The sequence below is a fragment of the Metamycoplasma sualvi genome, assembly GCF_045276925.1.
Taxonomy (GTDB): Bacteria; Bacillota_I; Bacilli_A; order Mycoplasmatales; family Metamycoplasmataceae; genus UBA710.
In genome coordinates, this window is record NZ_CP174167.1 from 814863 (window position 1) to 830310 (window position 15448).

General features: G+C 25.2%; 10 protein-coding genes. 7 read left to right on the top strand and 3 right to left on the bottom strand.

Annotated elements, in window-relative coordinates:
* Positions 1-385 precede the first annotated feature (385 nt).
* The 3 genes from ACJA29_RS03845 (at position 386) to ACJA29_RS03855 (ending at position 3553) form a co-directional block, all read left to right on the top strand.
* The gene (locus tag ACJA29_RS03845) at positions 386-2671 is read left to right on the top strand and encodes a hypothetical protein (protein WP_406602568.1); all 2286 of its coding nucleotides are present in this window, start codon (positions 386-388) and stop codon (positions 2669-2671) included.
* Between the two features lie 222 nt (positions 2672-2893).
* Positions 2894-3307: a hypothetical protein gene (locus ACJA29_RS03850; RefSeq protein WP_406602984.1), complete on the top strand. Its 414-nt coding sequence runs from the start codon at positions 2894-2896 to the stop codon at positions 3305-3307.
* Positions 3308-3340: 33 nt separating this feature from the next.
* A complete protein-coding gene (locus tag ACJA29_RS03855) occupies positions 3341-3553 on the top strand; it encodes a hypothetical protein (RefSeq protein ID WP_406602569.1) in 213 nt (70 codons plus the stop codon).
* A 255-nt stretch (positions 3554-3808) separates the two neighbouring features.
* Here ACJA29_RS03855 and ACJA29_RS03860 read toward each other — a convergent pair whose 3' ends face one another.
* The gene (locus tag ACJA29_RS03860) at positions 3809-5704 is read right to left on the bottom strand and encodes a class I tRNA ligase family protein (RefSeq protein ID WP_406602570.1); all 1896 of its coding nucleotides are present in this window, start codon (positions 5702-5704) and stop codon (positions 3809-3811) included.
* Between the two features lie 166 nt (positions 5705-5870).
* Here ACJA29_RS03860 and ACJA29_RS03865 point away from each other — a divergent pair, with 166 nt between their 5' ends.
* Positions 5871-6833, top strand: a complete 963-nt coding sequence (locus tag ACJA29_RS03865) for a hypothetical protein (protein WP_406602571.1) — start codon at positions 5871-5873, stop codon at positions 6831-6833.
* A gap of 75 nt (positions 6834-6908) precedes the next feature.
* Entirely contained in the window at positions 6909-8762 is a 1854-nt protein-coding gene (locus tag ACJA29_RS03870) for a hypothetical protein (RefSeq protein WP_406602572.1), read from the top strand.
* A 114-nt stretch (positions 8763-8876) separates the two neighbouring features.
* Here the strand turns inward: ACJA29_RS03870 and ACJA29_RS03875 are convergent, their stop codons facing one another.
* Positions 8877-9776, bottom strand: coding sequence for an IS30 family transposase (locus ACJA29_RS03875; RefSeq protein ID WP_406602985.1), 900 nt, complete (start codon positions 9774-9776; stop codon positions 8877-8879).
* Positions 9773-9979 (bottom strand): hypothetical protein, encoded by a 207-nt coding sequence (locus tag ACJA29_RS03880; RefSeq protein WP_406602573.1) that lies wholly within the window; start codon positions 9977-9979, stop codon positions 9773-9775. Before ACJA29_RS03880 ends, ACJA29_RS03875 begins: the two co-directional genes overlap by 4 nt.
* A gap of 170 nt (positions 9980-10149) precedes the next feature.
* Here ACJA29_RS03880 and ACJA29_RS03885 point away from each other — a divergent pair, with 170 nt between their 5' ends.
* Both ACJA29_RS03885 and ACJA29_RS03890 read left to right on the top strand, forming a co-directional pair.
* A complete protein-coding gene (locus ACJA29_RS03885) occupies positions 10150-11781 on the top strand; it encodes a hypothetical protein (RefSeq protein ID WP_406602574.1) in 1632 nt (543 codons plus the stop codon).
* Positions 11782-11783: 2 nt separating this feature from the next.
* Positions 11784-15308, top strand: a complete 3525-nt coding sequence (locus ACJA29_RS03890) for a hypothetical protein (RefSeq protein ID WP_406602575.1) — start codon at positions 11784-11786, stop codon at positions 15306-15308.
* Positions 15309-15448: the final 140 nt, after the last annotated feature.

The window sequence follows — 15448 nt, forward strand, 5'->3', positions numbered from 1 at the left end:
ATCTTTTCATAATTTTCGGGATGTAATTTGGTTTTGAAGAATCTGATAATTCATTCATTAATGTAAAGATAAAATTAATTTTTTCTAATTCTTTTTTAGATAAAAATTGAAGTGCCCTTTTTGTTGTTTATTTATTTTACAAGGACAGCCAGTGAGAAATCTCTGGTTTTTTTATTTATCGGTATTCATTTGGGTAATTTTATAAAGAGTATAATTTTATCAAATTTATCAAAAAAAGTTGTATAATTATTTGTTAGAGATTTATTATTAATTAATATTTAATTCTAAAACTATTAATTAATATTTAATTTTCAAAGAATCTCTTAACTTGAGTACTCGAGAAACAATTTCTAATTTCTCAATTATTTAGAGGAGGATTTAAATTATGGCTAAAAAACTTATGATTCCAATAATTGCTGGATCAGCAGTTATAGCAGGAGTAGTAGCAACAGTTGTTCCTATATCTATTGTTAATTCACAATCTACCAACAATGGCGGATCTAACAATGGCGGATCAACAGGCGGATCTAACAATGGCGGATCTAACAACGGCGGATCAACAGGCGGATCTAACAATGGCGGATCTAACAACGGCGGATCAACAGGCGGATCTAACAATAGCGGATCAACAGGCGGATCTAACAATGGTGGATCTTTAATAGCATCATTAAGAAAATGAAATATTGCAGACAATCAAGCAATTGCAACACAATCACTAAGTATTAGTGATATAACAAATTCTGTTATTGAATTTTTATATGCACAACAAAATAAGTTTATCAAAGATATTAATGCATCATATTCAGTTTTAAAAGCAACTAAAAGAGATGGGATGAATAAAAGAGATGAGATAAATAGCTATATTTCATTTACCATTCCAGTTCAATATAAATATAATTCAGAACTAGATGCACTTGCAGAAACCTATTTTTTAAATGAAAATAATTGAAATGATGTAATTTCTTATTGTAAAAGCAAAAATCAAAATATAACTGATACATCAAAAATTCAAAATATGGAAATTGTGTATTCAATTTCAAAGGATGCTACAAATGAAAATTTAGTAAATGTAAAACCAGAACAATTGGAAGTTTTAATTGAAAATAAAGAATATTTAATTGATTTTTCACAAGAAAGACCATTTTCATCTTATACGTTATTTGTGGGTTTAAACAACAATGTAAATAGTGGAGCAATTATAGAAAAAGGTCAAAATATTTTAAGACCAATGATGTTGAATCAAGAAATTTTTGATTGTGGAGTTTTTGGTGATTTAAATCAAAATACTGAATCTATTATAGATATGATTAATAAAATTAATAAAGTTACAGCAACAGATTTTATTTACTTAAATAGAGCAACCATTTTTAGTAATTATAAAGATTTAGATAATAAAGATTTTATTAGTAATGTAGTTGCAAAACCTGTGTTTGAAAAATCACAAATTAGTTTAGAAATTTCATATAAAAATGCGAATGTAAAAACAACTTTTGCAATTCAATTAAGTGATGATAATTTATTAAGATTTTCTAAATTATCTGATATACATAATTGATCAAATGGCAATAGAGAAATAATTGAATTAGGTTATTCATCTATTTCAGGAGATACTGTATTAGATTCAGCAATCCAATTAATTAATAGTAGAGTTAAAAAAGAATATATGGATTATCCTCATATTGATGGTTTTATCAAGAAAATTGGTGGGGAAAACAATGCATTTACAATGGAGTTAAATCCAAATGGCATTTTTAATAATAGTGAATTATTACAACAATTCCCAAAAATTTTTAGTTGATTAGGTCAAGAATGAATTACAGCTGTTAATGCTTTAGAAACATTCCCAAATGCTAATAAAATTCAAAACATTATTGTTGAATTTAATATCCAAATTACTGGTGATTTAAAATTATCAACTAGTGTAGATGCAAAAATTGTTCCCATAAAAACAACAATTATTTTTAATACAAACACTTTATCAAATATTGTTTGATACTTCTCAAAAGATTTACAAAATGAAAAATCTTATACATTAAGTTTTGAAAATTCAACAGATAATCTTAAAATTCAGGATACTTATTTAGATAATCTACGCACTTGAGCAACACCTAATAATATGGGAATTGCTATAGATAACACAAAAACAACTATTGGTCATGTAACAACTTATATTACTGAATATATCTATCGAAGACAATATGATATTTTTGGAAGTATACCACGAGATACAATGCCTCAAGTAGCTTTAAATGATATAACTAACAATAGATTTTACATGAAACTAAAAGGTAGACATATTTCAGAAAATATGGTAAGATCACAATTTAAAAGAATGTGAAATCTAGATTGAGATCAATGAAAACAAAAAGTTCAAAATAATGCACAAGCAAACAGATGAATACCAGATCCAAATTATATTAGCAATATGACTATTGAATATCAAGTAGAAGAGATAGAAAGCAATCTTACTACAGGTATTATGAAATATAAAGTAAAACCTATTTCAATATCAATTGTGTATGCTATGTATGGTGGTAATAAAGAAATGACTTGATACTTATCAGGTGATCTTCAAGGAAAAAATTCATATGATGTAGCAGTAAAAGCAATGAAAAATCCTTTTATTTTTAATAATATTTTGATGGGTGAAATGGTTTCTTTATTTAATTAATATATAGATAATAAATTTTATTTATATAAATTCTCCCAAATTGTAATCACAATCACAACACCAATAATTATTAATATTATTAAAGTTTGGATTGTGATTTTTTAATATTAAAAAATCCTCTCCAACCCAAAAAAAGTGGAAAGGATGTCAAAAAAACCAAATAAATTGTCTCATAATGAACGCTTTTTGATTGACATTTTATTTAATTAAGAAAGAAAATCTATTTCTGAGATTGCTAAAATATTGCAAAGATCAAAATCGACCATTTCTTTTGAATTAAAAAGGAATACTTTTGATGGTTATTATAATCACAAAACAGCACAAGCAAAAACCATTGAAAGAAGGTGGCACAATCATTCAATGTATTTATTAAAATACAAAGAATACACCAAGGAATTTACTAAGATATTTGATAAAAGATGCTCAGGAATTAAAACAACTTTTTATAAATTGCTAATCAATACTCTCAAACCAAATTGATGACAGATATGCAATTGAATTAAATCTAATCGCTGATCCATTAAAAGAAAAGATTTATTAAGAAAGACATGTGTCAAAGGCGGAAAAAGAAGTAAGGGTATATTTTCTAAATTTACAAATTCATTCGTTATTCCTATATGAGCAAGACCCAAATAGATTGATAGTAGAAGCGAATTTGGTCATTGAGAAATGGGCCTTATTATCGGAAAAAGAGAACATGGCTATGAAAATCTTATAACTTTTCAAGAAAGAAAAACTAGAATGGTCTTTATTGAAAAAATTAAAACTAAAGATCCTATGAAATTGAATTCAAAAGTTTATCAATTAATAAAAAGAAATAATTTATATGTGAAATCAATTACTATTGATAATGGAATTGAATTTTCAAAAATCGTTTACTAGCTAAATGAATAAAATGTCATGTTTATTTTTGTGAACCCTGTGCTTCTTATCAAAGAGGAATGAATGAACATGTAAATGGTATTATTAGAAGATTTTGAAAAAAGGAACAGATTTTTCATAATTATCATGTAGTGACATTTTAGATACTCAAAATAAAATCAATATTAAAAAATAGAGATTCATTAACTAATGATAATTTTAATTTATCTTAATATAATTAATTTAGGTGTTGTGATTACAATTGCAAAAAAGAAATTAATTAACTACAAAGTTAATAATTTTGTTTTTTATATGAATAACTTTAATAATTTTTTTATCTAAAATATGTTTTTCTACATTTGGAATAGATTTAGCTAAAGCTATTGCTTGATCATCATCATAATTAATATCTAATTCAATAGTAGATCTTAATTTCCCATTTACTTGGATTGATACAGTTATATTTTTATTAATAATTTTTTGATCATCTCATATTGGTCATTTATGATTTTCTAAAGTTTTTTGTTGTAATTTTTCCATTAATTCTTCAGCAATATGAGGAGCAAATGGTGATAATAAAATTAAAAAATCTATAAAATATTTAACATCATTTATTTCATTTAATTTATATAAGAAATTAATATAAACCATCATTTTTGAAATAGCAATATTAAATTTTAAATCTTCAATACATTGAGTTACTTCTTTAATTGTTGTGTGATATATAGAATCTAATTCTTCATTTTTTAATTCTTTATTTAATTTTATTTCTGAAGAAATAAATTTTTCAAATAATCTTCAAACACGATCTAATCATTTTCTAGTTGCTTCTAAATTTTTATCATTTCAAGGTTTTGTATCAACTAAAGGTCCCATAAACATTTCATATAGTCTTAAAGTATCAGCACCAAATTGATCAATAATATCATTTGGATTAACAACATTTCCTTTGGATTTAGACATTTTTTGATTATCTTTACCTAAAATCATTCCTTGGTTTACTAATTTTAAAAAGGGTTCACTAGTAGGAACTATTTTTAAATCATATAAAACTTTATGTCAAAATCTAGCATATAAAAGATGTAATACAGCATGCTCTTGACCACCAATATATAAATCAACAGGTAATCATTTTTTAAATCTTTGATAAGCTTCAGGAGAATTTAAATCAGTATAACCACCATCATCATTTTTCAATATGTAAGCCAAATAATATCAAGAAGAACCTGCTCATTGAGGCATAGTATTAGTATCTCTTCTAAATTTTTTACCATTTTTTTCTACATTAACTCATTCTTTATTGTTAGCAAGAGGAGATTGGCCATCACCTGATGGTTTAATATTATTCATGACAGGTAATTCAACAAGATCTTCAATTAGATATACATTGTTATTTTCATCAAACATTATTGGAAAGGGCTCTCCTCAATATCTTTGTCTTGCAAAAACTCAATCTTTTAAATGATAAGTTACTTTTCCATTTTCTTCTTTCTTACCAATTCAATTTTTTTGTAAAGAAATTAAAGATTCAGGTCAATTTACATCATTTAATCCTGCTAATAATTTATCAGCATAATTAGTTATTTTTAACACTCATTGTTTCATTGGTTTTTTTACAACAGGAAAATTACCTCTTTCACTAACTTTATTACCCTTTTCATCTGTTAAAACTTCTTCATTAGCCAAAACTGTACCTAATTGTTCACATCAGTTAACTTCAATCTCTTTTATTTCAGCTAAATTATTTTTATACATTTGAGCAAAAATTCATTGTGTTCAACGGTAATATTTTGGATCTGTAGTATTTACTTCCTTATCATAATCATAAGAAAAACCTAAAGATTGTAATTGTTTTCTAAATACATCAATATTTTTATTAGTAAAATCTGCAGGATTATTACCAGTTTGAATAGCATATTGCTCTGCAGGCAAACCAAAAGCATCTCATCCTATTGGATGAAGTACATCAAAACCATTAAATCTTTTATATCTAGCTATAATATCTGTTGCAGTATAACCTTCAGGATGACCAACATGAAGCCCTGAGCCAGAAGGATAAGGAAACATATCTAAAACATAAAATTTTTTGTTTTTATTTTCAGTAGTTTTAAATGTTTTATTTTTAAATCAATATTCTTGTCATTTTTTTTCAATGTGTTTATGATCATACATATTAATCAAATTATATTTTAAATATTGATAACATTTATTTTATTTTAAAAATTTGTTAAAATAATTTTACTTAAGAATTTAAGGAAATAAATTTTATTAATGTTATATAAATTAAACATAAATATTATTTATTACTAAATATAAAATTCATACAAAAAGGAAATTTATGAATACTAAAATTAAAAAGATTTCAGTCATAGTTTATTGTAATGGTAATTTTGAAGAAACTAAAAAAACCTTGTATTCAGTTATGAAACAAGATTTAGACAAGTTTTTTTATGAAATAATAATTTTGAATGATAATGCTAATAAAATTTTTACAAATCATTTAAATAACTTTATTAAGGCACAAGAATTGGAGTGTAGACTATTTTCTTTAGAAGGATATTCTGGATTACCAATGTCTATCAACTTTTTATTAAAAAATAAAATAATAAATTGTGAATATATGACTATTGTTAAATCAGGGGACGTTATTCTATCAGCTTGATTAGATAATTTTTACAATAACTTATATGAATTAAATATGGACTTATATTTATTTGATCTAAAAGATGAGTTTATAATTCCTAAAAATAAAATTGAAAGAAATGGTCAAAAATATGTAATATCTAAATCTAAATTAATTATGCCTTTTACACCGGGGTATGTAGACACAAATATAGCTCTAGTAACTTATCCATTATTTTTAGGTAAAATTTGAAGAACTTCTAAAGTAATGAACATTATTTTAGATGATGACAAAATTTTATATCAAGATATTTTTATGTTTTTCCAAATGATTTTATTATCAAACAGCATTTGATATACAAAAGAATTTGCCGGAGTTATTAGAAGACATTCATGAATTCCAGAACAAATGGATTCTAGAAGAATTGAATTATTATCATTAACATTAAACAAAATGATTTCGCGTAATCCATATGTTAATGGTCAGGTTTTACAATTGTTAGCTCTTGCTTTAAAAAATACGCCAAAAGAAGATCGTGGTAATTATATTTTAACTAACCATAAATACTTAAAAAATAATTACATAATTTTAAAATCATACAATTTATCAAAAAGAAAAATTTTAAAATTAACTAAACCATTCATTGAGCATGGAGAAATCCCTAAAAAAGAAGAGTAATTTAAAATATTGTAATTTTATATAGTTTTGTTAAAATTAAAAAAATATGGATTGTAGAATGGGAGGGTAATGAACATGACTAAAAAAGGTAAGTTAATTTTAGGATGAAGCATTCCGGCATTAACAGTTGTCGTTGCAGCTGGTCTAGCTTTACCTACAATCATTTTTTTAGATAGTGAAAAAAGAGAAATTTTAAATAGCTCCACAAACGCACAACCATCATCTTTTACGGCTTTTACAGAAACTGAACAAAAAGAATTGTTTTTTAATCCAAAAGATTATGATCTAAATTTCTTTTTAAATAATATTTGTTCAACACCTTTAGTAAATTCTGTTTTTAAATTCCCAGCAGGTTTTACATTTAATAAACAAGAAAATGTTTGAAAAAACAATCAAGGAGTTTCTTACAATATTAGTAATGTTAAACTTTTAGGTTATGATAGTAGTAATAATGATGATTATGTATTTCAAATTAGTATACAAAAATCATATAATGATGTAAAATCAACTGAATATAAGCCATATATAACCATTCCACAATCTTCTTTTGCTACTGCAGAAAAATCTAAACAAAACTTTGCTTCACATTCAGCAAAAATAATTCATAACTTATTTTTAAATAATTACTTAAAAGTTATTTCAACTAAAGAAACAGCAATTAGTGTTAGTGATTTTAATTCTGAAAGTGATGTTAATATTCAATCTAACAATATAATATCAACTGACTCATCTAATAATTTAAACCTTAATAATGAAATGGCTTCATCTTTTTACAAAAATGAAACTACAAATTTCTATGGAACAAATAATTCAGCTTTTCAATATAACCATAATTTAGAAATTTCTTCAGGATTTACAATTCCTGTTGCAGGTAATATTTGATCATCAGCAGATTATCAAATCTCTCAAAATGGCGATATTTTAGAAACATCTCCAATATATACATTTTTAGCTTCACAATATACAGCGGGTCATTTAACATATTTACCTGAATTAACTGCTAAAGAAAAATTAGAAGTACAAAGTTTAGAAAAAGAAGCAAAAGAACCAAGAGATTCAAATATTTCTGCAACTGTTAAAAAACAAATCCAAAAATTAATTTTTGATCCGGCTTTCATTCCTTTTTCATATGATCAAAATAACCAAAAAATTCCTTCAAATAATTTACAAGCTGTAGCTGTTAAAGTTCAATTGGATAGTAATAGTTATACATGATTAATTACTTGAGCTAACTTATTATCAATTTCTCCAAATTTAGTTACAAATGCAGCTGAATTGCAAATGGTTCCAACTTTAAAAAACAATCAAGAATTAACTTATGAAGAAATTCAACAACCAGCAAATTATATTTATTTTGAACCAGCTTCAAAACCAGCGGGCAATTTAGTATATAAAGTAACAAATGTTTCATTTGCAAATGAAGATATTAATAAATTAACAGCTAATGTAACAGTTCAAGTATCTCATCCTGATATTGAAACAACAAAAGAATATACTACAACTGTAACTTCTGGATTCCAATCTAAACCTTATGTTGATTTATATAATCAAGTAAAAAGTGCTACAAATAATTTTACAAATATGGATAATGCAAAACCTACAATTGCAGCAAAAGCTGGTATAACTAAAAATGACTTCTTAAAAAATTTCAATAATTTAAATTGATTAAAAGAAAACTTAACTTTTACTGCACCAACAAATTTAACATTAGCTGAATATACAATTAATTGATCTACTTTATCTAATGATTCTACAAAAATATTATTATCATTATCAATTTCTTCAGCAAATGATCCTAATAATTTTATTAAACATAACTTAGTAACTCAAGAAATATTAGTAGAGTTTACTATACCAACAACTATAAGAACAGGACAATTATTAGCACCTTCTTCTAAAAATAATAAAGTAGTTTTTTTAGATTCATAAGTTAAGTTAAATATATAAAACATTTTTATATAATTTATATAAAAAAAATAAATTAGATATAAAATTACCAATTTCAATACCGATAATTCCTTGTATTTCATAATTTTACAATATTTATCAAAGTTGAAATATTCGGTGGGTGTCTTTCTTTTCTAATAATTTAAAGTATTTTTGTAGCTCTTCTTGAGTAACGGTGGTTCCCAATTTGTATTTACTAGTATTTTGTAAATAAGTTTCTGCATTAATTACAAGTGCAATTAGATCACAATCATCTTGGGTTAAATTTTTGAAAGATTTGCCTTTTGGAATAAATTTTCTTATTTGCTTATGTTTTTGTTCAATGGTTCCTTTTTGCCATGAAGAATATGGATTAGTAGAAAATCATGGAATATTTAATTTAACTAGGTCATAATTTTCAGTTCCATTGTCTGATGTAATCGATTTGATTTCTTGATTCATATTTTCGATGTTATTTTCTACTGCTTTTAAAAATTCATCACTTTGTTTATTTTCATAAATAGTTATGGATAATCTTCTAGATTTTCGATCAATCATTGTAGAAAGATATTTATTATCAGTTTTAGTTCCTTCTACAGTATCTACTTCAACATCACCATATCTAATTCTTTTATTGATAATTTCATCTCTTTGATCAATGGGTGTGGCAATGATTTTTTTGCCTATTTTATGGGGTTTTTTATAGTATTTACCATGCTTTAGGTATGGAAATATTCTTAATGTTACTCCACTCATTTTATTTTGCCTAATTAAGTGATATAAATGCTTTGGAGAATAATATAATCCTAATTTCTCTTTGATTATCTTGGATAAGGTTTTGGCAGAAGTTTTATTTCCGGTTGCTTTGGCTATTGTTTTTATTAATTTTGCAACTAATAGATGTTTTGCTAAATCTTTTTCTTCTTTTGTTATAGATAATTTTTTTCTTTTGTTATTTAGTCGAGAAAGATAAATATTTACATCATAATAATAGATCTTATAAGAATATTTTTTTATTCTATGATAACAATACGTTTTAGTTTTAAAAACATCTTTCTAATTGTTTCAACAGAATAATTTGTTAAGTTAGATATGAATTCATATCTTTTCATCATTTTTGGAATAAAGTTTTCTTGAGAAGAATCAGATATTTGATTCATTAACGCAAAGATTAAATTAATTTTTTCTAATTCTTTTTCAAATATAAATTGAAGTTTCATATAATTTAGTTGTCCTTTTTTTGGTTTTTTTATATTTTACAAGGACAGCCAGGGAGAAATCTCTGGTTTTTTATTTATCGGTATTCATTTTGGTAACTTTATATAAAAAAAATAAATTAGATAAAAAAACTAAAAATTATTAAAATAATATAAAGAAAAGGAGAAAAGTTATGGCTATTGAAGTTTTGCAAGACAATAAGACTAATATCGCTAAATCTAGAGTAGTTGTATCAAACCAAGAAATAGTATCTAGAAAATGAAGATATGATTCTATTTTCAAATTGTTAGCAGGAATTATTTATGGGTTCTTCTTTGGTATGTTGCCAGCAACATATAATATTGGGATTAAAAGAGATCCTTCAAATCCAGATATTGTTGAATTAACATCAATTATTGGTATGTTCGCTCTAGGTATTTTTTCATTAATTATTATTTTCTGATTATTTAGAGGAGATATTAAGAAAAAATATACAACAAGTTATGTGGTCACCCACTTTATTAATGCTATTTTATTATGTGCAGGTATAATTGTAGCAACTCTTTTATATCCAAATTACAATGATTCAAATAGATATTTCGTATTTGCTGCTTCATATGGTGGATGAGGATTATTTATGTCTATATATCTTATTTCTTTATTTAGTGTATATAGAAAACAATTTCCGTTATCATGAGCAAGAGTTCCTTTTGCTGTTATTTCATTATTCTTAATGTCATTAATTGAAGGGGCTTTATTCTTAAGCTATATTGATTTAGGTTTAGCAAGTTCTGCAGGAACTGAAGACTTATTATTTCAAGCTTTAGCTTTATTATTATTAGTAGTATCAATTTGTGTTTTTGGTTTTGGAATAGCATTTATTAAAAGATATAGAGATGTTTTATTAGGTGAAAGAACAGATAATGAAATTGATACTATTCAAGATTGAGAATCAGCTAGAGTTTCATCAATCATCATTGCTTCAGTCATTGTTTTAACATATGCTGCATCTTTAATATGAACTAATATAGGAGTTTTTTCAGATTGAACAAGTAGATTGTTATCTACTCCAGTGTATATTGAAATAGCAATTGATGCTTTATTATTAATTCCTTACATTGTAATTATTTCTTCAATTAGATTCCATAACTTTAAAAAATCTAAAAAAGGATTTAATGTTGCCAAAATTTTTAAATCAATAGATAATGGTTTAATGTTAGATGTTTTTGCATGAATTATTTTAGTAAAAGGAACTTTATTACAAGGAATGTTATTATCAAATACTAGCATATTAGGAACATCAAATGTTGATCAAAAATCTTTATTATTAATTTTATCTTTTGGTACTTTAATGTTGTTATATGGTTTTTCAGTATTAATTCAAGCAAATGTACCAAATTTAAGAAATACAGCAATTTCACTTTGAACAATATTATTTAATCTTGTATTAGTACTATTTGCTATCATTTTTGCTGGATACTTGCAATCATCATCAATTATTAGTACTTACATGCATCTATTATTTGGTTTATTTGCACTAACAGGAATGTCTATATCATTAATTATTAAAATATCAATGGTATCTAGAATATTCAAATCAAGAGCAGCAACAAATCAAGCATTTGATAGAAACTACTTAATAGTGGAAGAAGAAAATCAAAAAAATACATTTATCAATAACTTCCAAAACGAAAATAATGATTATGATCAATTAAATGAAGATGTAGAATTTACAAACAATAATTCAAATACTAAAGAAATGAATAATACACAATTAGAATTTAACTATGAAAATAAAGCAAATTCAGAAAGTGTGGTGAAATAAGTATGAAAAATCAAAATAAAAATAAAAGTTTAAAGATAAAAAATAAAATAATATTACCTTTAGCCACAGTTTTATCAGCTTCATCTATTGCATTGGTTTTTTTATTTAATACAACACAAAATGTTAACAACAACACTGTTGTTTCTTTAGCAAATGATGTAAGTTCTAATAGTAAAAGCATTTCTTCAAATGCTAGTCAAAAAAATAATTTAATTGGTCCTCATGAATTATTTTATTTATCAACAAAATTAAATAGTTCTGTCAATGTTTGAGAAGATTCAAGTAATAGTGAAAATACTACTAATTCTGAGTCTTGAAAAAAATTCAAAGAAAATTTAGAAGCTCTTGCAGGAAGTAGCAGTATTAAGGATGAATTAATTACTATTGCAGACCAAGCTTTAAATGTTAAATCAATTAAAAGTATTTATAAACAAATAGAAGAATTGAAAAAAACAAATACTTGAATGACAGATGCCATGATTCAATCTTTAAAAGACACTATTAAAGACCAAACAGGCTATGTAGAATCAATGAATGAAATTGCGGGCATTGATGATATTCCATCAAAACTATTATCTTTATCAGGAATTGAAGAAGGAACAAAAATTTCATCATTAACTACTGTTGGTAATGCTAACATGTTAATAAGAGATTTATCTTCTACTCAAAACACCACAGGAACTGTAGGCACTATTGGTAGTGTAGCTGGACAAGATTATAAATATTTAGCTAAAATAGCTGAAATTGATCCTACAGTTGAAGGGAGTTATGCTTTAACTTTCAATTGAAAAAAAACAGCATCTTCTTCAAATGTTTCAGGAACATTATTTATTAATAATAAAAGTGAAAATGGTCAATTACCATTAAATCAATATAAAGATAATATTTCTACACTAACTTCAACATTAGATGTATTTGGAAGATGAAACTTGGGTGCAAATGGAACATTAGGATCAGGTAATTATGATCAATCATTTGAAAATTTTGTTATTCAAAAAGGAACAGATAATACAGGAAAGGAAGTTATCGAAGTTCTTGTTAGATTAAAAGACAATCAAACTATTTCAAATATTCAATGAGGTACTGATGCAACTATTCCAGGAGCTGTTGATTTAAAAACAGGTTCTAGATTGGGAATTTTAGATGTACAAGCAAATGATAAAAACACTTTTAGATCAGCTATTTTAGGAACATTTGCAACAAAAGCAACACCTAACAATCTTCCAACAGTCGGAAAATTAATAAGTGATATTAATGCAAATTGTGTTAAGACAGTTTCATTCTTTTCAAACACATTAACATCTAAAAAAATAACAAAATCATCTAAAGCTGTTGAAGCAAATAGAAACTTAACATTTTGACAATATGGTAATTTAGAATATTCATTACCTTTATACTATGCAGTAGGATCAGAGTCAGATATTGCACGTAATACTATTACCTATAATCCTATTTCAATTTATTCAAATGGATCAGCAACTTCGGCTCAACAAACAATTATATTAAATTCAACTGAAAATAATCCAACTGATTTATCTCCTACAACATATTCAATGTTTTCTGAATTAAAAAATAAATTACCAGATGCAGTAAAAGCAGACTTTGTTTCAGCATCTAAAATAAGTTTAAAATCAAGTTTATATTCATCACAAAAATTTACTAAACAAGAATTATCATTCTATGACAATTTTTATGCAATAGGAAATCGAGATGAAGGATGAAATTCAGTTGATGTTAGTGGGGATGTTAAATTTATTAAAATTCAAGATCCAACACAAAAAATTTTCTTTGAAGACCCATTCCCAACAACTTCTGCAACTCCATCATCAGTTAGAACTACAGAAATTCAGGCACAAGAAACTATAAATGAAAGAACAGCTGTTATTGGGTTTTTAGGAAATGTTTATCAACAATTTTCACTAGCAAATTCAGGAGATTTAGCTGGTGAAACATATAGAGATCTTCGTTATGGAAAATGAGTTCCTAAAGGATCAAATTATTCTAATATTGTTTATGAAAATTCATCATTTACAGGATCAGCAAATCAATTATATAACTTATTAAACAATACATGAAAAGCAATAAGACCAGCAATGGACAAATTATTTGGTATTATAACTAATGATGGTCGTTATGATGCAACACAACAAACAGCTCAAACTGTTGTTACTTCATATTTAGCATTTGTATCAGAATTCACAGCAGATTCAAGTAAATTAGAATCTCTAATTACAGAAGCTATTACAAAAGTTAAAGAAGAAGTAACTAATATTACTGAACAAACAACATATGATACATTGTCTTCTAACTTAAAAAAATCATTAGGTGTAATTATGTCAAAATTAATCCAATTGCAATTGGATACAATTAGTAATGAATTTAAATTAAGATTAAGCACACCTTTATATAATGCAATCAAAGATGTAATTTCAAATACAGCAAATAAAGTTTCATTTACTGTTAATGCTACATCTTCATTCTTAGAAACAACATCATCAACAGGAAATAAAAAATTAATCAAATACACAAATAATGGATGAGATAACATTACATCAAATACAGAATCAACATTGATGGATGCTGTTCAAAAAATGTTACAAATTCTATACTTTAATAATAACAATGGTAATACAACAGTATATTTAGGTAATTCAATTTTCAATACAGGAAATTTACAAACATTATTTAATTCATACTCACCAACATCATTAACATCATTTGTTTCAGATTCATATCAAACACAAAATGAAAAAGTAGCATTCTATGCTAAATTGTTCTCAGTATTTACTAACTACAATTTACAAAGCAAAGCTCAAGAAATGTTAAAAACAGGTTCAACATCATCAATTAATAGTGCAGAAATTACTTCAGCATTCAAGGATATGTTATTAAAAATAACAAATCAAGTTCAAAGAATCGAAAACATTAAAGAAGATGTTGTAAAATCATATTATTTAGATGATCTAATCTCAGGTGCTAATGCAATTATTGCTTTAAAATGAAAATTAGAACAACTTTCAACAACTACATTCAGTTCAAGAGCTGGAATATCTCAAAAAGAAGCTAATGATATTCAACAAAATATTCAAAATATCTTAAATTCAAATGAACAAATTTCTTCATCAGAATTATCAATTTGATCAAATCTAATTTTAAGTTCTTACAATTATGCAGGATATACAGAAAACTTATCTGGACGTAATGGAGATAGTGCTTTAATGTCAATGGTTGATAAAATTGTTGATAACAATACTTTATTAGCAGTTAGAGCTCAAGAAACAGTTCCTGCTATTGTTGCATTAGAATATTTAATTAAATATATTTGATGACCAATTATAGCTCTAATTGGTTTAGGGATTGTTGTATCATCATCTGTTGGATTAGCAACTAAAGATAGAAAAGTAAAATTATCAGCAAGACCTGTTGTTAAATGATTATTAGTAGCAAGCATTATTTTAGGTCTAGGTGTTCTAGCATTGTCAATTTTATTAGGATTACCAATATTAGGATTACCAACAATTTTATAAAATTAATCATTTTTTAAACTCATCAAAACTCAATTAAAAATATACATAAAAAAGAAAACACACTAAGTTTTCTTTTTTTGTATTACTTAAGAAGACAATATATCAAAATACAATTAGTTAAGAAGACAATATATCAAAAT